General features: G+C 47.6%; 20 protein-coding genes. 11 read left to right on the top strand and 9 right to left on the bottom strand.

Annotated features, from left to right (window positions below):
* Window positions 1–153 precede the first annotated feature (153 nt).
* Window positions 154–1200: a DUF389 domain-containing protein gene (locus AC5JR3_RS17555; RefSeq protein WP_495847840.1), complete on the top strand. Its 1047-nt coding sequence runs from the start codon at window positions 154–156 to the stop codon at window positions 1198–1200.
* Between the two features lie 404 nt (window positions 1201–1604).
* A complete protein-coding gene (locus AC5JR3_RS17550; RefSeq protein ID WP_495847839.1) occupies window positions 1605–3242 on the top strand; it encodes an alpha-amylase family protein in 1638 nt (545 codons plus the stop codon).
* A gap of 136 nt (window positions 3243–3378) precedes the next feature.
* Here AC5JR3_RS17550 and AC5JR3_RS17545 read toward each other — a convergent pair whose 3' ends face one another.
* From AC5JR3_RS17545 to AC5JR3_RS17520, 6 genes are all read right to left on the bottom strand, one after another.
* Entirely contained in the window at window positions 3379–3546 is a 168-nt protein-coding gene (locus AC5JR3_RS17545; RefSeq protein ID WP_495847838.1) for a hypothetical protein, read from the bottom strand.
* Window positions 3547–3718: 172 nt separating this feature from the next.
* Entirely contained in the window at window positions 3719–3991 is a 273-nt protein-coding gene (locus AC5JR3_RS17540; RefSeq protein ID WP_495847837.1) for a GlsB/YeaQ/YmgE family stress response membrane protein, read from the bottom strand.
* 200 nt (window positions 3992–4191) lie between these two features.
* Window positions 4192–4488, bottom strand: a complete 297-nt coding sequence (locus tag AC5JR3_RS17535; RefSeq protein WP_495847923.1) for a hypothetical protein — start codon at window positions 4486–4488, stop codon at window positions 4192–4194.
* 622 nt (window positions 4489–5110) lie between these two features.
* Window positions 5111–6118 (bottom strand): thiamine-phosphate kinase, encoded by a 1008-nt coding sequence (gene thiL, locus AC5JR3_RS17530; RefSeq protein ID WP_495847836.1) that lies wholly within the window; start codon window positions 6116–6118, stop codon window positions 5111–5113.
* Window positions 6119–6235: 117 nt separating this feature from the next.
* On the bottom strand, window positions 6236–6571 hold the full coding sequence (locus AC5JR3_RS17525; RefSeq protein WP_495847835.1) for a hypothetical protein: 336 nt from the start codon (window positions 6569–6571) through the stop codon (window positions 6236–6238).
* Window positions 6572–6917: 346 nt separating this feature from the next.
* Window positions 6918–8069, bottom strand: a complete 1152-nt coding sequence (locus AC5JR3_RS17520; RefSeq protein WP_495847834.1) for a peptidylprolyl isomerase — start codon at window positions 8067–8069, stop codon at window positions 6918–6920.
* Window positions 8070–8289: 220 nt separating this feature from the next.
* On the opposite strand from AC5JR3_RS17520, the gene efp reads away from it, so the two are divergent.
* The 3 genes from efp to AC5JR3_RS17505 all read left to right on the top strand — a co-directional run bounded on the left by efp (window position 8290) and on the right by AC5JR3_RS17505 (window position 9923).
* Window positions 8290–8847, top strand: coding sequence for an elongation factor P (efp, locus tag AC5JR3_RS17515; protein ID WP_495847833.1), 558 nt, complete (start codon window positions 8290–8292; stop codon window positions 8845–8847).
* A gap of 131 nt (window positions 8848–8978) precedes the next feature.
* On the top strand, window positions 8979–9494 hold the full coding sequence (accB, locus tag AC5JR3_RS17510) for an acetyl-CoA carboxylase biotin carboxyl carrier protein (protein ID WP_495847832.1): 516 nt from the start codon (window positions 8979–8981) through the stop codon (window positions 9492–9494).
* A 66-nt stretch (window positions 9495–9560) separates the two neighbouring features.
* Window positions 9561–9923, top strand: a complete 363-nt coding sequence (locus AC5JR3_RS17505) for an ArsR/SmtB family transcription factor (RefSeq protein ID WP_495847831.1) — start codon at window positions 9561–9563, stop codon at window positions 9921–9923.
* A gap of 86 nt (window positions 9924–10009) precedes the next feature.
* Here AC5JR3_RS17505 and AC5JR3_RS17500 read toward each other — a convergent pair whose 3' ends face one another.
* The 3 genes from AC5JR3_RS17500 to AC5JR3_RS17490 all read right to left on the bottom strand — a co-directional run bounded on the left by AC5JR3_RS17500 (window position 10010) and on the right by AC5JR3_RS17490 (window position 13405).
* Window positions 10010–10621: a GerMN domain-containing protein gene (locus tag AC5JR3_RS17500; protein ID WP_495847830.1), complete on the bottom strand. Its 612-nt coding sequence runs from the start codon at window positions 10619–10621 to the stop codon at window positions 10010–10012.
* Between the two features lie 78 nt (window positions 10622–10699).
* Window positions 10700–11518: an LmeA family phospholipid-binding protein gene (locus AC5JR3_RS17495; protein ID WP_495847829.1), complete on the bottom strand. Its 819-nt coding sequence runs from the start codon at window positions 11516–11518 to the stop codon at window positions 10700–10702.
* Window positions 11519–11596: 78 nt separating this feature from the next.
* Window positions 11597–13405, bottom strand: coding sequence for a proline--tRNA ligase (locus AC5JR3_RS17490; protein WP_495847828.1), 1809 nt, complete (start codon window positions 13403–13405; stop codon window positions 11597–11599).
* Window positions 13406–13797: 392 nt separating this feature from the next.
* Between AC5JR3_RS17490 and AC5JR3_RS17485 the strand changes: the two genes are divergently transcribed.
* The 6 genes from AC5JR3_RS17485 (at window position 13798) to AC5JR3_RS17460 (ending at window position 19057) form a co-directional block, all read left to right on the top strand.
* The gene (locus AC5JR3_RS17485; RefSeq protein WP_495847827.1) at window positions 13798–14301 is read left to right on the top strand and encodes a pentapeptide repeat-containing protein; all 504 of its coding nucleotides are present in this window, start codon (window positions 13798–13800) and stop codon (window positions 14299–14301) included.
* Window positions 14302–14522: 221 nt separating this feature from the next.
* The gene (locus AC5JR3_RS17480; protein WP_495847826.1) at window positions 14523–14918 is read left to right on the top strand and encodes a cation:proton antiporter domain-containing protein; all 396 of its coding nucleotides are present in this window, start codon (window positions 14523–14525) and stop codon (window positions 14916–14918) included.
* Between the two features lie 433 nt (window positions 14919–15351).
* The gene (gene aroF, locus AC5JR3_RS17475) at window positions 15352–16212 is read left to right on the top strand and encodes a 3-deoxy-7-phosphoheptulonate synthase (RefSeq protein WP_495847825.1); all 861 of its coding nucleotides are present in this window, start codon (window positions 15352–15354) and stop codon (window positions 16210–16212) included.
* A 176-nt stretch (window positions 16213–16388) separates the two neighbouring features.
* Complete coding sequence (ispG, locus tag AC5JR3_RS17470; RefSeq protein ID WP_495847824.1) at window positions 16389–17606, top strand: (E)-4-hydroxy-3-methylbut-2-enyl-diphosphate synthase; 1218 nt, start codon at window positions 16389–16391, stop codon at window positions 17604–17606.
* Between the two features lie 193 nt (window positions 17607–17799).
* Window positions 17800–18435, top strand: a complete 636-nt coding sequence (locus AC5JR3_RS17465; protein WP_495847823.1) for a Uma2 family endonuclease — start codon at window positions 17800–17802, stop codon at window positions 18433–18435.
* Between the two features lie 76 nt (window positions 18436–18511).
* Window positions 18512–19057 (top strand): Uma2 family endonuclease, encoded by a 546-nt coding sequence (locus tag AC5JR3_RS17460; protein ID WP_495847822.1) that lies wholly within the window; start codon window positions 18512–18514, stop codon window positions 19055–19057.
* Window positions 19058–19118 lie beyond the last annotated feature (61 nt).

Raw genomic sequence — 19118 nt, 5'->3', positions numbered from 1 at the left:
TGCTTTAACGTTGGTAGAGTAGAGGGTTGACTTCAATATTGCCAATCGGCGATCGCTCTCCTAATTCATATAAGTCTATCTACATGCAGACTCGGAGTGATTATTACTATTGTTTAATCTGTATTAGTCAAAAAATTTCGCAGGTTGGCATCAATGTGGTATTCCCTCCAGAAAAAAATTGTCTGGGGTAAGAAGCAAATTACTGAAGTATGGAACAGTGATAGTGGGAATTGGCGTTGGTTGCAGGACAAACCAATAACGATTACCAGCTTAAATCGCAGTCTTTGGAAAGCCTCAGTTCCTTCCTTAAACTTCTTTGTCTTGCTAACGCTTTCGGGCGCGATCTCAACATTAGGACTTCTAACCGGGAGTGCAGCAACGATCATTGGCGCGATGATTATCGCTCCCCTAATTGGCCCAATTACAGGTATTGCCTACGCCATGGTGGTGGCAAATCGGCGGCTACTGAGGCGTTCTAGCTTAACGCTGCTGATTGGCTGCATCGTGACAGTTGTTACCGCCGTAGCGATCGCGAAACTGGTGGGATTAAGAAGCTTTAGTCCAGAAATAATCGCGCGGGTAAACCCAACGTTGATGGATTTGGGAGTAGCGGTTGCAGCCGGGGCGGCGGGTTCCTTTGCCCGTACCCGTCGCAGCATTGCTGATGCTCTTCCAGGAGTAGCGATCGCTGTTGCCCTTGCGCCTCCCCTAAGCGTGATTGGTATTGGCATAGCGTTCAATTCTCAGCAAGTCACGATTGGGGCAACCCTGCTCTTTCTGACTAATCTCTCAGGCATCATATTCAGTGGCGGGCTAGTGTTTTTGTGCCAGCGTTACGGTACACCAGCCCGCGCCAAAGGCGGACTAACTGTCTCCATTGTTGTACTGTCGTTGCTCGGCTTACCTTTAGGATTTTCCTTGAGAAATCTCTTACTAAAGGAAAATGTTCGTCGCAGTGTTGAAGTGCTAGTGCGACGCCAAACTGTCACCTTTTCCCAGACAGACATCCGTTCTGTGAGAGTGCAACCGAACGGAGATAAGCTGTCTGTAGAAATGGAAGTAGCAGCCCCCTGGGATTCAATTTCTGAGCAACAAGTCGCTTCAGTGCGAGACTTTTTAGAACAAAAACTAGAAAGACCCATTGATTTAAACGTGCAGGTGATCCCAGTAAACATGTTGAATGCCCCGGCATCGCAGTAGTTTATTCCATCAGCGGTCAGTTGTTCGCCATCAGTGCAGCCTCAAAGAACATTGATAGAACTCTTAAAAAATTAACAACTTTCCTCCCTAAGAAGGACGTAAGAATTTAACAAAAAGGAGAATATATAATCGGCTTAATGTTCTTCGCTAAGTTCTATCATGGGATGAAATTTAACAACAGAGTAGAAGTTTTTTAACTTTTACTCTGTTTCATTAAGCTAGCGAGGCAAATTTTTCTACTAACCTAAAGCGCAAGTTCTTAACCCGTAGCCATCCTCTCAAATCAGGCACCATTGCCTAAAATTCTGTTGAACATCAGGTTATCTGCTAATTGGCAAAAACTCAGATACCCTCGTTAAGAACAACGAAAAACCAACTGCTGAAAACAATAATTAATAAGACCCATGCTTGATTTGTGGTACAAAAACGCCATCATTTACTGCCTTGATGTTGAAATCTTCATGGACGGCAATGGTGATGGCATTGGCGACTTTGAGGGGTTAACGCAACGATTGGATTACATTGCAGGGCTAGGAGTGACCTGTATATGGCTGCAGCCGTTTTACCCATCGCCTAACCACGATGATGGCTACGACGTGATGGATTACTACAGCGTCGATGAGCGTTTGGGAAGCTTGGGAGATTTCGTAGAGTTTACGCGCCAAGCTAAAGAACGGGGTCTGCGGGTAATCATTGATCTCGTAGTGAACCATACCTCCATTAAGCATCGTTGGTTTCAAGCCGCACGGGAGGACAAAAACTCCAAGTACCGAGATTTTTATCTTTGGTCGAAGAAAAAGCCTGCTAATGCAGAAGAAGGCATTGTCTTTCCTGGCGTCCAAGAATCAACTTGGACTTACGACGAGAAAGCTGAAGAGTATTACTATCACCGCTTCTACGAACACCAAGCAGACTTAAATATAACCAACCCAGCAGTCCAAGAAGAAATTGAAAAAGTCATGGGCTTTTGGCTGGAGCTGGGAGTATCTGGATTCCGGCTTGATGCTGCGCCGTTTTTGATTGAGTTGACGGGAACTGACAGCAGTGAGGACCCTTACGAATACCTCAAGGAAATGCGAAACTTCCTTTCCTGGCGGCGGGGCGATGCGATTATTCTGGCAGAAGCTAACGTGGCGGTAGATAAAGTTCCTCAATATTTTGGCGATGGGAACAAACTACATATGCTGTTCCACTTCTTGGCTAACCAAAATCTAATTTTGGGGTTAGCGCGGGAGCAAGCCCAGCCGATTATCGCAGCACTGAAGGCACCCCCTGACATTCCTCAAACTGGACAGTGGGGGCATTTTGTTCGCAACCATGATGAGTTGTCGTTGGATAAGCTCTCGCAAGCAGAGCGAGATGAAATTGCTAAGGCGTTTGCTCCAGATAAGGAGAAGATGTGGATTTACAATCGCGGTATCCGTCGCCGGATGTCGCCCCTACTCAACGGAGATGAGCGTCGTCTCCGACTAGCTTATAGCGTGATGTTGACGTTACCCGGTACCCCAGTTCTACGTTATGGGGAAGAAATCGGTATGGGTGACGACTTGTCTTTACCAGAACGTAACAGCGTTCGCACGCCGATGCAGTGGTCAGATGAAAAGAACGCCGGTTTCTCAACCGCAGACCCTGACAAAGTGGTAAGACCTGTAATTAAAGAAGGGGAGTATGGGTATAGAAATTTGAATGTGGAAATGCAACGTCGTAACCCAGAATCGTTTCTCAACTGGATGGAGAGGGCAATTCGCACCCGCAAAAACTGTCCAGAATTTGGTTGGGGAAATTGGCAGGTGATTGAGACGCACAACGAGCATGTCTTTGCTCACCGTTGTGAATGGAAGGGTAGCGTTGTCATGGCTCTACACAATTTGTCTAGCAAAGCTTGTACGGTAGAGCTAGACCTAAGTGACGTTGATGCCCAACATCTAATTGATTTATTAGAAGACCAGGACTATCAGAAAATTGAAGACAATTGCCACAGTGTTGAGCTAGAGGGCTATGGTTATCGCTGGTTACGGGTGGGCGATAGTAAGCTTATCTAAGTTCTCGGTGCTGCAATTTTTTCCCCTTTTGGTATTACCAATATTAGGATGATCAGGACTTATGCAAAACCCTCCTTTATGGAAAGGAGGGCTAAGGGAGGGCTTCAACAGTTAAATTACCTAAAGTTCTGTCCAGCTATTCTTGATTCCTGTTTGGTTCAATCTGCCGACGTACCTTAATCTTTTGCCACAGCTTAAGGGATAGCTCAATTTGCTCAGGAGTCAGAGGTGGCACATTTCCTCCACCCCATAACCGTTTCAACTCTTTCTGAACCTTCGGATTTTTAAAAGCTCTATCTGACACAAAAGTTCACCACCTCATTCTTAATTAGTTTAATTACAATTAATTTTCTTGTTTAAAATTTTAATTCAGGAGTAAAAAGTACTTGTTTCTCTACTAAAAAAATTCTGGGAAATGTCTAAAAGTCGGGCACAGTGCCCGACTCTTCAGATTATTTGACTTTTATCGGGATGACTTAGATGGAACGGCGATGAGTCAAGGATTGCCAGATGAAGATGGCAAGAATCGCTCCAAGAATCGCTACTAAAATCCCCGGTATACTCAGGGTTGTTGCAGTGAAGGCTAATTGACCTGTTGATAGAAGTGTTGCCACGGTACCCCCGACGAATGCACCAATAATCCCTAACAACATGGTTCCTAGAATGCCGCCGCCTTGAGAACCAGGATAAATCGCTTTGGCGATCGCTCCAGCAATCAGTCCTAGTACAATCCAAGCAAGAATATTCATAGTTTTATCTAACCAAACTTTTTTATTGATATTTATTATTTAGCCAAATTCCTGCAACTAAAGGCTCTATCTCTTGAAGGAATTGCAGATTATCTTTAGAAGTAAGCCTAGAGACTGAGGCAAGAATTAAAAGTTGTAGGAATGCTATATGTCTCTACAGGTTTCTGAAGCCTCAGAATTGATCGCCAGAACGTTTTGTATTAGCTCTTGCTTAGCAACTGTCTAGTAATCTGCTCCCATTCCTGGTTCAGTTCAGCTTCAAACTCTGGCTGTCCAGTGCGCTTATACCAGTAACGAGCATTGCTGAGGTCGCCTTCTTTTCGATGCAGGTAGGCGTGAACCCAGGCACTGTTAGTATCGTTGGCATTTTGCACAACTTGATGGGCTTTGTGCCAATCTCCTTGTTTGTCGTACCATAATGCCTGCAATGCCTTTGACAGAGACTCAGGACATTTTTCCTGTTTTTCTATCAGTTGTGTAAATTCATCTAATGTCATATCTCCCCCAGATTGTTTAACGAAAGACTCCTCAGCGAGGATAAGTAGCTGAATGCAATAATCCGGCGCTTTAAGACTCGATGCTTGATTGCCTAAATCTGTCACACATCTAATTTACCAATAGGACTTACGCAAGACTCACTCTCTTCAGGGAATGGCACTGCCATGGCCCTACGAAGCGATCGCGCTTTCACCTCTACAGTGCGTAAGTCCTAAAAATTATTGCTTACCTGAAACGTCGTCGCTCTAAAAATTCAAGCGCTTCATAAGGATGCAAACTAATCTGGGGAACCTCACCCACAATTAACAACCACTTGTCATCAAAAAGCTTCAAGCTCCATCGTTCCGTTCTTTGTGGGGGTAAAATTTGCCAATCACTTGGAGCTATCTCTTTACAAATAAATCCCCACGCTTGGGCTTGCTTCAATACCCTTTCATTCATGCTCTAGGTTTTCTGTCGTGGCGTAGGGGCAAAAAAAATGCTCTGCCTGTGGCAAGAGCGTGAAAAATTTGCTTCAAGGTATCAATCAGCCACGATATTGCAACTATTGATTAATGATTAAAAAGTCTACCCAACTAAGGTAAAGAGGAAGTAAACAACAGTTAATGCGGCGCTTTTCTTTTAAAAATGTTGAAATCCCCGGCGCAGGGACAGTATCTCATCGGGATAGACACCAGAAGCATCACGCAGCCGGACATCTGTACCCGTGGTAATTGTGCCGACAATAGCAGAAGCTCCGCCTAACTGGGCGACTAATGCCTCTGCAAGCAATGGGGGAAGACAAAGCACCAGTTCAAAGTCTTCGCCACCATACAACACCCACTCTAATGCTGTTTGGGAGGACACTAGCTGCTTCAAAGCTGGGGGGAAAGGTAGCGAACTATAATCTAGTTCTGCTCCAACACCACTAGCGCGACAGATTTGGAGAACGGCATCAGCTAAGCCATCGCTACTATCCATTCCAGCAGGGGAGATTGAGGGTTGAAATTCTATTACTTTCCAAAGAATTGGGAGTACATCTAGGCGGGGTTTAGGTCGCTGATGGGCTTGAATCAGTTCTCTTCTCTCGGTATCGCTAAGATGTTGCCCAAGTTCGGGATTGAGCAGCAGTTCTAAGCCTGAGCGCGAGGCACCATGAACACCTGTGACGACAATTGCCTCTCCAGGTTGAGCCGCAGAGCGGCGGAGGGTGTGCTGAGGGGAAACTTGACCGAAGGCGGTAATGGCGAGGGTATTGACTGGAGAGCGGCAAACATCACCGCCAACAATGTCGGTATTGTAATGGTTTACGCAATCACTGAGTCCCTGGTAGATTTGCTCAACCCAACTGACTGTAGTGTCACCCGTGACGCCTAAGCCAACGGTAATGCCGAGAGGGGAGGCTCCCATGGCGGCTAAATCCGACAAATTGGCAGCAGCGGCTCGCCACCCGGCATCTTCAGGGCTGGTAGTGCGATCGCTAAAATGCACACCATCCACCAGCACATCGGTTGTTACAACTAACGATTGTCCGGGTTCCTGGTAGGAGATAACCGCCGCATCATCCCCAACAATTTCCGCCGGACAAAAACGCTGCAACCGCGCCAACAGACCTTGTTCGCCAATTTCTTTAACTAATTGTTCGACCATCTAAGTAAGGAAGTATGAAGGATGTTTGACGCGTTACGGCTGCGCCTAACACATCCTACGAAAATTAGCAAGTAGCTCCTATTCCCTTCATACTTCATACTTCACACTTCACACTTTTTAAGCTAGTTTGTCAGAAGCAGAGCGGCGATGCAGTTTTGGGAATCGGTAAAATGTATCGCCATCAGCATCCACTTCCGGGACGGCACCCAGCATTTTGACTTGTTGCTCTAGGTACTGTCGCGCCTGCTGCACATCAATTCTGGAGGCGGCTGCCAGTTGAATTAGAGAAATGCAGCTATTTTCCTCTTTAAGGAGTCGGTAAAATGCCTCCTCCAATTGTTGCCGAGTGTAGGCGCTCTCAATTTGTTGCTGTGGGGTTTGGATGCCACGACGCAGCCATAAGACTGCCAGGGTTGCCAGGGTGATTACCAGGAGAACATCAATAATAGGCATGAAAATCAACTGACCTGAGGTGTGAGAAGTTCTGAGTCTAGAGTTATCCCTATCTAATAGTTTGACATCCTCACCGGACTAAAGTGTTCGACTGCCCTTCGGCAAGTGGAACACTGAGCGTTCGACACTTCGAGAAGCCTCAGTGAACACTGAGCGTCTCCGCCCTGAGCTTGCCGAAGGGTCACGCCGAAGTCTTGCCGAAGGGTCACGCCGAAGTCTTGCGTTGCCCTGAGTTTGCCGAAGGGTCGAAGTGCTCAGGAACCGCGCTGACGCCGAAGTCCACGGTGAGGTAATTCCCAAACCCCATAATTTAGGCTTCTGCTTCATCGCACCAGCCTGACGAGATTTACGCCTTAGAGGCAACTTGTGGCTCGACCAAGTTCTCAGCGCCTTTCTTGACTTTCATTGCTTCAATAACGTCCCCTTCTTTAAGCTTGCCTAAAACTTCTTTACCATCAACCACGTAACCAAAGATGGTATAGCGCCCATCTAAGAGGTTAAGTCCGGCTGGAGTTAGTTCGGGTTCAAACAGGAAGAAGAAGAACTGAGATGACCCGCCATTGACATCATCTCCAGGACGTGCCATGGCTAGAGCACCGTAGGCACTAAAGGGCAGTACAGGCTGATCTCGGTAACGCCCAGCCTCTTCTAAGGTAATGCCATAAATTGGCTTAGAGTCACCTCTAACTAACACTTCTAGGGGAATCGCCCGATATTCACCCGTTTGGGGGTCAATAAATCCTTCCTCAGCTCCGGCGGGGTCTCCGGTTTGCAGGACATAGAAGTCTTCGGCACGAATAAACTCTAGGTTGTCGTAAAATCCACGCTGTACCAAATCGACGAAGTTTCCGGCGGTGACAGGAGCGCTGTAGCCATCAACTACCATCGTAACTTTACCCTTCTCGGTGGTCATCTCTACCGTTGCACGACCTTTGAGTTGGGGCAAGTTGCTATATTCTGAGGGCACTTCAAAGGGAAACTCATCGAGCATCAACTCTTCGAGTTCGCCAACTTGGCTGAGGAGTTTACCACGCTCAATCAAGGTTTTTTCTTTATCTTCTTCTTCAACGGCGGCGCGAAGATCGTCAAGACCATTAGATAGCTCAGCAATCAGCGCTTCGGCTTGGGGTTGCTTGGCTTGTGGGATATCAACGAGAATTTTGTCAGCACGAGTTCTCAAAATGACGGCGGCTTTGCTAATATCCCCGTTGATGGGATTCCATCGCTTGCCCCGCAGTTTATCGGAAATATCTTCCAAACTCTCTTGCACATCCCGGATCGGCTGGTTTTTGATCGGTAAGGCATACCGCAATAAGGCTTGTCCATCGGTGATGGCGTTTCCTACGGGCAATCGGCTTTCACGGGCATCTTGGCTACCTCCCAAGTCCCACCACGCCCCGCTCAAGCCCACTGAAAGCGTAACTAGCAACAGGGCTAAAAGGCTGGTCTTGATTAATCGTTTGTACCCGTTGAGCAAAAAAACTTTTGAATGACGCATAAATAATCTTTGGAAGGCTTCGCACCAATGGTGGTTGAGTCCTCTCAACTGCCTGAAAACTTCAATATTTATCTTCCCATATAGCTGTCCGTCACTTTGCCTACCGTTGGTTGGGTGTCTGAAATATTAATTGCGAAGATTCAGCGCGTTAATGACGAATGACGAACCGTAACAGCGGTAAAATAAGTTGCCGATTGTTCTGCCCTTTGAAAGACATTTCATGATTTCTAGTAACGACTTTCGCACCGGTGTCACGATTGAGTTAGATGGAAACGTATGGCGCGTGGTGGAATTCCTTCACGTTAAGCCAGGAAAAGGATCAGCCTTTGTGCGTACCAAGCTCAAAAACGTGCAGACGGGAAGTGTTGTCGAACGAACCTTCCGAGCTGGGGAAACGGTGCCCCAAGCCAATTTAGAAAAGCGCACGATGCAGCATACCTATAAAGAGCTGGATCGGTTGATCTTTATGGATATGGAAACCTTTGAGGAATCGAGCCTCAGTACAGACCAGATTGGCGATCGCGTCAAGTACATCACAGAAGGGATGGAAGTTAACGTTGTTACCTGGGGAGACCAGGTGATGGAAGTTGAACTTCCGAACACCGTGGTGCTAGAAGTCACGGAAACTGACCCTGGCGTTAAAGGCGATACGGCTACAGGTGGGACAAAACCTGCTACCCTCTCCACAGGTGCCCAAGTGATGGTGCCGCTATTTATCTCTATCGGCGAACGCATTAAAATTGATACCCGCAGCGACTCTTACCTGGGTCGTGAGTAAACTTTTGTGACTAAACAAGACGTATTGGGTAGGGGGTATTGGGTGTGAGATCTTGAGTCATAGTTAGTCTGAACTCAAAACTCATAACTCAAAACTCAAAATCCTCCTAGCTCCTAGCCCCTGATAAGCCCGTGCCATTAGACTTTAACCAACTGCGTGAATTACTCGCTGCGATCGCTCAAACTGACATCGCGGAATTGACCTTAAAAAGTGCTGATTTTGAATTGACAGTCCGCAAGGGCGTTCTGCCAAGTCCCCCTAGCTCAACACCAGTGAGTGCCGGGAATGCCGCCGCTGAAATCACGGCGACGCCTTCCTCTGTAGCGGCAATACCAGCGGTGGGTTCCCTAATTCCTGAACCTGCCGTTCGAGGCACCTCGACCTCGCCTCCCGTAGATTCTAAATGGGAGGAAGTCAAATCTCCCATGGTAGGAACCTTTTATCGCTCCCCTGCCCCTGATGAGCCGCCGTTTGTAGAAGTAGGCGATCGCATCCGCAACGGTCAAACGGTTTGCATCATTGAAGCAATGAAGTTGATGAACGAAATCGAAGCGGAAATTTCAGGGCAGGTGATGGAAGTTTTAGTAGAGAACGGCGAACCCGTGGAGTACGGACAACCACTGCTGCGAATTAATCCGGCTCAATAAGGGCGCTATGTCATCAAAGCAATAGCTGCTAAAATTTGGGGATCGCGCTCATTTCGGATTATGTCGATGCAACAAATCCAAATCGTCAGTCCTGTACCTCAGGAAGTTGTGCAACAAGTCGCTGAATACTTCAGTATTTTAAGTGAACCGATGCGCCTACGCATTTTAAACTTGCTGCGCGAGGGCGAAAAATGCGTGCAAGAGTTGGTTGAGGCAACAGAAACGTCTCAAGCCAATGTCTCGAAGCACTTGAAGGTGATGCTGCAAGCGGGTATTCTCAGCCGCCGAAGTGAAGGCACATCGGCTTATTACAAAGTGGAAGATCAGCTGATCTTTGAGCTATGCAACTTAGTTTGCGATCGCCTTGCCACTCGCATTGAGGAGCAAGCCCGTCACTTCCGTGACTTTAGCCTAGCTAATAAGGGATGAAAGTGTTGAGGTTTAAACTAAAGACATTTTCCACTCAACATTTTCATTCCCAAAACTCATCCCTTTACGAGTTAAAAACTCATTACCTAAAGCTGAAAGTTTTCCTCAAAGTTTTTGCGCGTCATGGGTTGGTCAATTACTAACCCTTCACCGCCCAAGACCTCCAAGGGTTGTCCCTCCACATCAAACCAAACTTTAGTCGCAGGGTCTAAACTGGTCGCGGTGTAAAGTACTTGTGCCAAACGCCCCGTCATAGAAGCACTACCGCCCCCAGTTGTAAATTCTTCTGATAAATCGACATGCACTCCGTCTGATTCAACCGTGAGACTGCGAAGCTGAGTTCCTTGGGGAATAGTTGTTGTATTGGCGGGGTTAACTGGGCCGGCTAACAAACGTTTGACCGCCACTTCCAGGATCTCACTAGGCTGGTCAGAGGTTTCCTCCAAGGTAATCGTACTAGGAACTACCTGAATTTCGTTACCCGAATCACTCAGCCAGTAAATCTGAGCTGTTGTTTCAGTCGCCTGGGATGTTGCTGGCGGTGACGGAGAAACCGTTGGCGCTGACGGTGGGGCCGTTGAAGAGTTGAGGGAATTCCATGCCCACCAAGCACCACCCCCCCCGGCGGCGAGTAAAGCAGCAGTTAGTCCGGCAACAACACCAACGGGAATGCGACGAATCTTGTCTTGCTCTTGCATTTTCAAAACCTCCTGTGAGAACTAGACCCAACTGAACCTGGGGAAGTTTCACGAAATAACGACAGTTGAGGTGACTCTTTATGGCTCCAGCTTAACCTCAGGGCTGGCGGTAGATGCTCTGGCGGCGTCGGCACGAACAAACGCGGCAATTTCTAACTGATTGTCGGTAATATCCAAGTCTAGAATTCGTGCCGCGATGCCTGCCTCCTCCAAGCTACGGAGATTGAAGCGGTTACCCGCTCCGGCGGCAAACCCCGCTACCAACTGCGGTGGTAAGGCGGTGCCATTGACGGATGCAACTGGCTCTATTAGCTGGATGCTCCGCCCCGATACAATGCCGATACCCGACTCAAGACTGAGACTAACAGGTTCGGCGTTGTCTTGCACTAATTGCACCTGAAACCGTAATCGATTATCACCTAGCAGTTCCACTTGGGAGTTGCGTAATTCAAACCGTTCCTCTGGCACCGATATGATGCGGCTGGTAACTTGTTTGAGTCGCGCAGCAATCGCTGGAGATTGAATGGCTTGGTTGATATCCTCTTGAGTTAAGACTAGACGCACGCCTGCTTGTATAGGTTGCCGAAATGCGGCGGTAGCCGATTGTTGGCGACCTTGCCGCAGAGATTGTAGATCTAGGTTAATCGGGTCAGTTTCCAGTTCCAAAACCGCTAGGCGCAGGTCTGGCGTGAGATGGACTCCCCGCCCCGCCACCCGCACCCGCTCTACTTTGCCTTGCAGAAGTTGATAACTAGGGGCATTATCAACGCGGACTTGCAACTGTTCGATGTTCTCAAACCGAGAGCGCAAAGCATTTTCAATGACGCGATCGGCAACGAACCCGACAGGGGCAATGAGGGCGAGTAATCCAGAGAGGAAGATAGTGAGGAATTCCATTACGGGGATTGGCTAATGGCTAACGGTTCAAGGCAGCATGGCTAATTGAGGCTTCAATTCAACAGTACTAGATGATCTTTAGGCGATCAGTGCATTGTCAATCCATGTTTTCAGGGTGCTTGGCACGTCCTGGAGAGAAATTTCGTGAGCTTTGCCAGTGGCACGTTCTACGATTTCTACTTTGCCGTTTTTGAGCGATCGCCCCGTAACAATTCGGTAAGGAATCCCAATCAAGTCAGCGTCTTTAAACTTTACTCCCGCGCGTTCGTCGCGGTCATCAAGGAGGGTTTCAATTCCCATTTGATTGAGCTGATTGTAAAGCTCTTGGGCCGCTGCTATTTGCTCGCGATCGCCAACATTGGGGACAGAGATAATTACCTGATAAGGCGCGATCGCCACGGGCCAAATTATCCCGTTTTTGTCGTAGGACTGCTCCACCGCCGCTTGTGCTAATCGGGATACCCCGACCCCGTAGCAGCCCATGTAGATAGGCAGTTCCTCGCCTTGTTCGCTGGTGTAGGTGGCATTCATGGCTTGGGAATACTTGGTTCCCAACTGGAAGATATGCCCCACTTCAATTCCGCGAGCTGTTGTCAGCTTCTGGTTAGCGTCGTGGAGAGAGCGATCGCCCTTTGTGGCTTTTCGCACATCGACTACGTTTTGTGGCTGGGAGAAGTCCTCTCCCCAATTTGCCCCGACAAAGTGATACCCAACTTCACCTGCACCTGTAACGAAATTTTTCAACTCCACCGCTGTTTTGTCCACCAAGCGGACAAAGCGAGGGGCGACATTCTTGCTCGGACTAATGTAGTCGTCTGCCAGATCCGGCGCAATATATCCCAGAGGGAGGGGCTTAGACGCCCAGAGTTGCTGCAAAGCGGCGGCGGGAATCTCTAAAGAGATCAGGGTTTTGGCATTGTACTGACTGGCTAACTTCGCCAGTTCATTTTGCAGCTTCACCTCATTCACCTCCTGATCGCCCCGGAGGCTGACTAGTACCAGTACAGTGATATTTGTGTCATACACCGCTTGATACAAGACATTTTTCACCACATTTGTTGGCGAACACCGGAGGATTCGGCAAAGCTTTTCAATCGTCTCGCTATCGGGGGTTTCCCGTTTTTCATAGGTTGTAAATCGCGACTGCTCCACATCCGCTGGTAAGGAAACTGCTTTTTCCACATTGGCAGCATACTTCTGATCATCGGTGTAGAGCACCTCATCTTCCCCAGCTTCTGCCAGAATCATAAATTCATGGGAACCGGAGCCACCAATTGCCCCAGAATCGGCTTCGACGGCGCGAAAAGCTAACCCACTTCGCCGCAGGATATTGCTGTAAGCCTGATACATATCCTCGTAGGTTTTCTTCAGACCCTCTTCATCCCTATCGAAGGAGTAGGCGTCTTTCATGATGAATTCCCGCCCTCGCATCAGCCCAAACCGGGGGCGAATTTCATCGCGAAATTTGCTTTGTATCTGATACAAACACACTGGAAGCTGGCGGTAGGAGCGGATCGTGTCCTTGGCGATCGCGGTTATTACCTCTTCATGGGTAGGCCCTAGTCCCAACTCCCGCTCTTGGCGGTCTTGGAAGGCGAACATAATCCCCTCCGCCTGGGTATAGGTATCCCAACGACCGGATTCGCGCCACAACTCAGCCGGTTGTAGCTGGGGGAGCAGACATTCTTGCGCCCCGGTGGCGTCCATTTCTTCCCGCACGATCTGAGAAACTTTTTTGAGCACCCGCCACATCAGGGGCAAGTAAGCATAAATACCGCTACCAATGCGACGAATATAACCGGCGCGTAGGAGAAGTTTGTGGCTGGGAATTTCTGCTTCAGCTGGATCTTCCCGAAGTGTGACGAAGAGCATCTGAGACAGTCGCATTGCTTGTACCCTTTACTGTGACCGGACGATTATCATTTCACTCTAGACGTTTTTGGCACTGATAGAGAACCCCTAGGCACAATCATCCTAGGGACTGGGTAAATTGGCGGGTGATGATGCAGGAATGAATGATTGAGTTGCTCCCTGGTTGACTAAAAAATCTTTTCGGGTAGGTAGGGTTAAACAGCGTCAAACCCCACACCGACAACCTTTGGCGATTTATTGAGTTTCACCGCTCTTGAGATGCCAACCGAGGATCGATAAACTTGGGTCGCTTTCCTGCTTTCCAACTCCCTCAGCACTCAAGACTAGCTCTCAAGACAGTCTCCCCTTTTTAGAAAACGATTTAAAGTTTTAACAGTAGGGTTCTGTAGTTTAAAGAGACAATTGCTATGGATATTGACGAACTCAAACGGCGTTATTTGTTAGGCGAACGAGATTTTCACGAAATCAATTTAAGAAAGGTCAATTTAGAGAAAGTTAACTTAAGCAGAGCTAACTTATTCAATGTAAATCTCTGCAAAGCGAACTTATTTGAAGCAAATTTGACTAAAGTAAATCTTCATCGCGCTAATTTAACGAAAGCAAATCTGCGTCGAGCCGTTCTCAATGGAGCCATTCTGGAGGGAGCAGACTTACGGGGTGCTAACCTGCGGAGAGCTAGCTTAATTAAGGCAGACCTGTTTAATGCCAATCTTCAAGGAGCCATTCTTGAACACAGTCATTTAGGGGGGGCAAATTTGAACAATGCAGATTTAACCCACGCTCATTTAAATTGGGCTAACCTGCGGAAGGCAGACTTAAATCATGCTCATTTAAATGGCTCTGATCTGAGTAGTGCTAAGTTTTGCAATACAATCATGCCGGATGGAAGTATTAGAAACGATGATTGTTAAAATCAAACTTGTGAAGTTTTAATGTATAAAATCATGGGTAATAAAAAATCAATTTCTGCTGTTATTTGATAGGAACCTATCAATAAAAAAAACGGATGATGCCTCCCAATCCGGGGTTTGGGGATGGGTTTTTAGCTCCGCCTAGCCTGTATTTTAGGCAAGGAAGAACCCGCTATAAATTCGGCTTTAATGCCTACCCGGAATTCTTTACCTGAGTGCTGGTGGGCAATAGCTTATTTATCCCCGCCTTTTTGATTTCTGTTGGGGTGCTGTGCAATCCCCGGATTTTAGTGACTAATCCAGAGAATTTAGGAGTAGCGATCGCTGTAATTATCGGGGCAGTGGGAGCGAAGTTTTTCGCCGCTTGGGTGGCAAGTCAAGTCTTCAGTTACACCTTTGCCGATGCAATGGTCATGTTTGGGCTAACCATGTCTCGCGCTGGGTTAGTGCTAGTAATTGCCCTGTTTGCCCAGCAATCCAATCTAATTACCGTCGGGTTATTTAACGCGATTATGGTCTACGTCGTTGTTACTTGTCTGACGGGGCCATTAATCTGTGATGCCTTTGGTAAGCAAATTGCCGCCAAAAACCTCGTACCCAAGCCACAATTGTCATGAATTGAAGATATACCTAACCCATCTGGCAATTTACCTCAATAGGTGTTGACTTCTTCCTATAAAGCTTGTTAGTGTTAGGCGCATTAGCAAGATTTAGCCAAGTATTCTTCTGGGCGCAAATAATGTTTAACCGCAGCTACTACTTTTATTATTGGTTTACCCAGGTTCACCGGCAGTGAATCCAGCTTTGCATGGAGACCCGGTGGACCGCAGAACAAAATCTGCGGTCTTTTGTTTTTTTAAGGCACATTACTCTCTAAGAAACTGCACTCATGACAACTGCTCCCAGTAGCTACTTTTACAGCTTTTACTTTTGGCCCCGAATTACTTCCGGGTAAGTAAAGTCTTGCGATGCAGCACTTCAACCCGGAACCCGCAAGGGAACCGGGTTTTTTATTTCCCCCCCCCACTTTTTTTCTAAGGAATCTCACCAATGTTAAACGCCAAACTTGCCAGCCAATCTCACCCCGAACACAAAACAGTCGTTCAATTATCCAAAGATATCGCCATCGGAGGGACAGAACTTGCCATCATTGGCGGGCCCTGTACCGTCGAGAATCGAGAACAAATGGAAACCGTTGCCACTCAGCTCAAGCACGCACCCGTTCAAGCGCTGCGGGGTGGCGTTTTCAAACCTCGGACATCTCCCTACGCCTTCCAGGGAATGGGACTAGAAGGACTAGAAATTTTAGCCGCCGTCAAAGAGCGTCACAATATTCCTGTCGTGACGGAGGTAATGTCGATTGGGCAAATTGAAGACATCGCTGCCCATGCCGATATGCTACAAGTCGGTAGTCGCAACATGCAAAACTTCGACTTGCTGAAAGCTTTAGGAAGTGCTGGAAAGCCTATCTTGCTAAAGCGGGGACTTGCCTCAACCATTGAAGAGTTTGTGATGGCAGCCGAGTACATTTTGAGCCACGGAAATCCTGATGTAGTGCTGTGTGAACGAGGTATTCGCAGCTTCGATCCTTATACCCGTAACGTGCTGGATTTGGGTGCAGTAGCCGCCCTCAAGCAAATTACCCACTTACCCGTCATTGTCGATCCTTCCCACGCTGTTGGTAAACGGGAACTAGTAGCACCCCTAGCAAAAGCTGCCATTGCTTGTGGTGCGGATGGCTTAATTATCGAATGTCACCCAGAACCAGAACAATCAGTCTCCGATGCGCGTCAGGCGTTGTCTTTAGAAGATATGGTGGATTTGGTTCATGGCTTGCGACCCTTAGCCGCAGCAGTAGGGCGCATTATCCCTGAAATTCATAAGTTGCCTCAGCTAGCTGTTGTATCTTGAGGTGAGATATTTGATTTGCTGGGGGTTTTATAGCTCCCCCAAAACTCCACTTTTTGATAAACAGATTCTCCTTTCTCCCCCCTTAACCCAAACTCGCCCCACCTGTGGCACTCTGAGAGGAGAGAATAGAGAAAAATACTAAATACTCTCACGCTCAGAAATTCAGTTCTGTGTATATGCAAACGCTTCCAACGCCCAAAGCTGCTTCTACTCAACCTCCTGTTGATACAACGATTAATCGCCGCCAAACTCGCCCGGTGAAAGTTAGCAACGTTACCATCGGCGGTGGTCATCCAGTGGTCGTGCAGTCGATGATTAACGAAGATACCCTGGATATCGAGGGATCTGTTGCCGGAATTCGTCGCCTGCACGAGATTGGCTGCGAAATAGTCCGCGTCACCGTGCCCAGCATGGCTCATGCCAAGGCTTTAGCGGAAATTAAGCAGAAATTAGCCCAAACTTACCAAGCGGTACCGTTAGTTGCTGACGTGCATCACAACGGCTTGAAAATAGCCCTGGAAGTTGCCAAGCACGTTGATAAAGTGCGGATTAATCCAGGCTTATATGTTTTTGAAAAGCCAAAAGCTGACAGAACTGAATACACCCCGGCAGAATTTGAGGAAATTGGGTCAAAAATTCGCGAAACCTTAGAACCTCTCGTGGTTTCTTTGCGCGATCAGGGTAAGGCGATGCGAATCGGCGTCAATCACGGTTCCCTTGCTGAACGGATGCTATTTACCTACGGCGACACTCCCGAAGGAATGGTAGAATCTGCCCTGGAATTTATTCGCATCTGCGAATCCCTAGACTTCCGCAACCTCGTTATCTCCCTCAAAGCCTCACGAGTCCCCGTGATGCTAGCCGCTTATCGCCTGATGGTGCGACGCATGGATGAGTTGGGGATGGACTACCCCTTGCACCTCGGTGTCACCGAAGCGGGTGATGGGGAATACGGACGGATTAAGTCTACGGCTGGAATTGCGACATTGCTAGCGGATGGCATTGGCGATACTATCCGCGTCTCCCTCACCGAAGCCCCCGAAAAAGAAATTCCCGTCTGCTACAGCATTTTGCAAGCCCTAGGACTGCGGAAGACGATGGTGGAATACGTCGCCTGTCCGTCTTGCGGTCGCACATTGTTTAATTTAGAAGATGTGCTACACGAAGTCCGGGAAGCCACTAAGCACCTGACAGGTTTGGATATTGCTGTGATGGGTTGTATCGTCAATGGCCCCGGTGAGATGGCAGATGCAGACTATGGTTATGTTGGGAAGCAGCCCGGTTTCATCTCTTTGTATCGCGGTAGAGAAGAAATCAAGAAGGTACCAGAGTCTCAGGGCGTTGAGGAGTTGATTAATTTAATCAAAGCTGACGATCGCTGGGTCGATCCTTAACAAGCAAGATTAGCCATTAGGAGGGAAGGACTGCATCGCTGATGCAGTCTTTTATTTATTCAACTGCTATAGGAAAGAGAATTATGACTGGACTAGAAGCTTTGAAATCTGTCCAATTTGTCACTGTCAGTGGTTTATCCTTCACCAAAGGCACCGCTTCAAAATTAACGCTCACTTAAGCAAGGGATGTCCTATGACAACAACCTTAACCCAGATTGTCAACCGAGTCTTACTCAAGGATATTAGCTGGGAAACTTATCAGCGGTTGGTTGTAGAAATGGAGTCCCAGCCGGGAACGCGCCTCACTTACAACCAGGGGTTGCTGGAAATTATGGTACCGTTAGACCCTCATGAAAGTTATAAGTACATCATTAGTCGATTTGTGGATGCGCTAACGGAAGAACTGAATATAGAAATTCGTGGTCTTGGTTCTCGTACCTGTAGTAGAGAAGACTTGGTGAAAGGACTAGAACCAGATAGTTGTTTCTACATTCAGAATGAACGCTTGGTGCGCCATAAAGAGCAAATCGACCTTAACCAAGACCCACCGCCCGATTTAGCGATAGAGATTGATATTACCAGCAGTTCAATTAATCGCATGGCTATCTATGCCGCTTTAGGAGTACCGGAGGTTTGGCGCTATGATGCTTGCGCTTTGACTATCTATCGATTGGTAGGGAAAGAGTATCAGCTTAGAGAACGTTCTGAGGCTTTGCCGTTGTTGACACCGTCTGAGGTGATGCGGTTTTTGGAACTCAAGAAAACGATGGGAGAAACGAGTTTAATTCGTTCCTTTCGCTCTTGGGTGAGAAGCCAGATAAAACAGTAAAAGCGCTCAGAGAACAAAAGTTCAGGCGATCGCCCCACAACGTCATAATAGAAATAAGCCCTGCCACAAAAAAGCAATGCTAGTTTCTATCGCTCCCCAAATATCAGAAATCTTTTCCTTAGAAGACTGGATGCTCAATCCTCCTGACGGTATGGAATGGGTGGATGGGCAATTGGTGGAGAAGCAGGGAATGACACTCAAGCATGGTCGGATTCAAGGCAATTTGTACTTTCACTGGAGAAACTACCTGAACTCTACTCGCCAAGGAGGAGTAGTTTACACAGAAGCCCCTTGTCGTACCAATAAACAAGGTCGTCGTCCTGATGTTGCTTATCTCACTCCCGAATTGCTAGCAGAGTTTGGCGAGGCGGCTGTTTTGCCTCAGAGTTTCCTGCTGATTGCTGAGATTGTCTATTCAACAGACTTAGCAGAGGAAGTATTTGCTAAGGCGAACGAATATTTGCAATCGGGTGGTCAAGAAGTCTGGTTCGTTCTGCCGGATAGTGGCTGGATTGTGGTCATTACTGATCGGCAAAGACTATTATTCACTAGGGGCGAAACGAGCAACACTGTATTTGTCTTACCAGGTTTTAGTGTGGCAGTGGATGAATTATTGGCTTGATGGGCGAGATTAAGGTGATGTCTGAAGGTATCAGAAGCAAGACTCCCATCAGCTTTCACTA

This window comes from Kastovskya adunca, assembly GCF_059505785.1.
Note: the sequence above shows the minus strand (reverse complement) of the source record. Positions and strands in the feature narration are given on the sequence as shown.

What these genes read in the sequence shown, in the direction of transcription:
- AC5JR3_RS17465 (WP_495847823.1), top strand. Translation starts at nt 17,800, where the DNA reads ATGACAACAACCTTAACCCAGATTGTCAACCGAGTCTTACTCAAGGAT.
- AC5JR3_RS17485 (WP_495847827.1), top strand. Translation starts at nt 13,798, where the DNA reads ATGGATATTGACGAACTCAAACGGCGTTATTTGTTAGGCGAACGAGAT.
- ispG (WP_495847824.1), top strand. Translation starts at nt 16,389, where the DNA reads ATGCAAACGCTTCCAACGCCCAAAGCTGCTTCTACTCAACCTCCTGTT.
- AC5JR3_RS17535 (WP_495847923.1), bottom strand. Translation starts at nt 4,488, where the DNA reads ATGACATTAGATGAATTTACACAACTGATAGAAAAACAGGAAAAATGT.
- AC5JR3_RS17505 (WP_495847831.1), top strand. Translation starts at nt 9,561, where the DNA reads ATGCAACAAATCCAAATCGTCAGTCCTGTACCTCAGGAAGTTGTGCAA.
- AC5JR3_RS17490 (WP_495847828.1), bottom strand. Translation starts at nt 13,405, where the DNA reads ATGCGACTGTCTCAGATGCTCTTCGTCACACTTCGGGAAGATCCAGCT.
- AC5JR3_RS17520 (WP_495847834.1), bottom strand. Translation starts at nt 8,069, where the DNA reads ATGCGTCATTCAAAAGTTTTTTTGCTCAACGGGTACAAACGATTAATC.
- aroF (WP_495847825.1), top strand. Translation starts at nt 15,352, where the DNA reads ATGTTAAACGCCAAACTTGCCAGCCAATCTCACCCCGAACACAAAACA.
- AC5JR3_RS17550 (WP_495847839.1), top strand. Translation starts at nt 1,605, where the DNA reads ATGCTTGATTTGTGGTACAAAAACGCCATCATTTACTGCCTTGATGTT.
- thiL (WP_495847836.1), bottom strand. Translation starts at nt 6,118, where the DNA reads ATGGTCGAACAATTAGTTAAAGAAATTGGCGAACAAGGTCTGTTGGCG.
- efp (WP_495847833.1), top strand. Translation starts at nt 8,290, where the DNA reads ATGATTTCTAGTAACGACTTTCGCACCGGTGTCACGATTGAGTTAGAT.
- AC5JR3_RS17495 (WP_495847829.1), bottom strand. Translation starts at nt 11,518, where the DNA reads ATGGAATTCCTCACTATCTTCCTCTCTGGATTACTCGCCCTCATTGCC.
- AC5JR3_RS17525 (WP_495847835.1), bottom strand. Translation starts at nt 6,571, where the DNA reads ATGCCTATTATTGATGTTCTCCTGGTAATCACCCTGGCAACCCTGGCA.
- AC5JR3_RS17500 (WP_495847830.1), bottom strand. Translation starts at nt 10,621, where the DNA reads ATGCAAGAGCAAGACAAGATTCGTCGCATTCCCGTTGGTGTTGTTGCC.
- AC5JR3_RS17460 (WP_495847822.1), top strand. Translation starts at nt 18,512, where the DNA reads ATGCTAGTTTCTATCGCTCCCCAAATATCAGAAATCTTTTCCTTAGAA.
- AC5JR3_RS17555 (WP_495847840.1), top strand. Translation starts at nt 154, where the DNA reads ATGTGGTATTCCCTCCAGAAAAAAATTGTCTGGGGTAAGAAGCAAATT.
- AC5JR3_RS17540 (WP_495847837.1), bottom strand. Translation starts at nt 3,991, where the DNA reads ATGAATATTCTTGCTTGGATTGTACTAGGACTGATTGCTGGAGCGATC.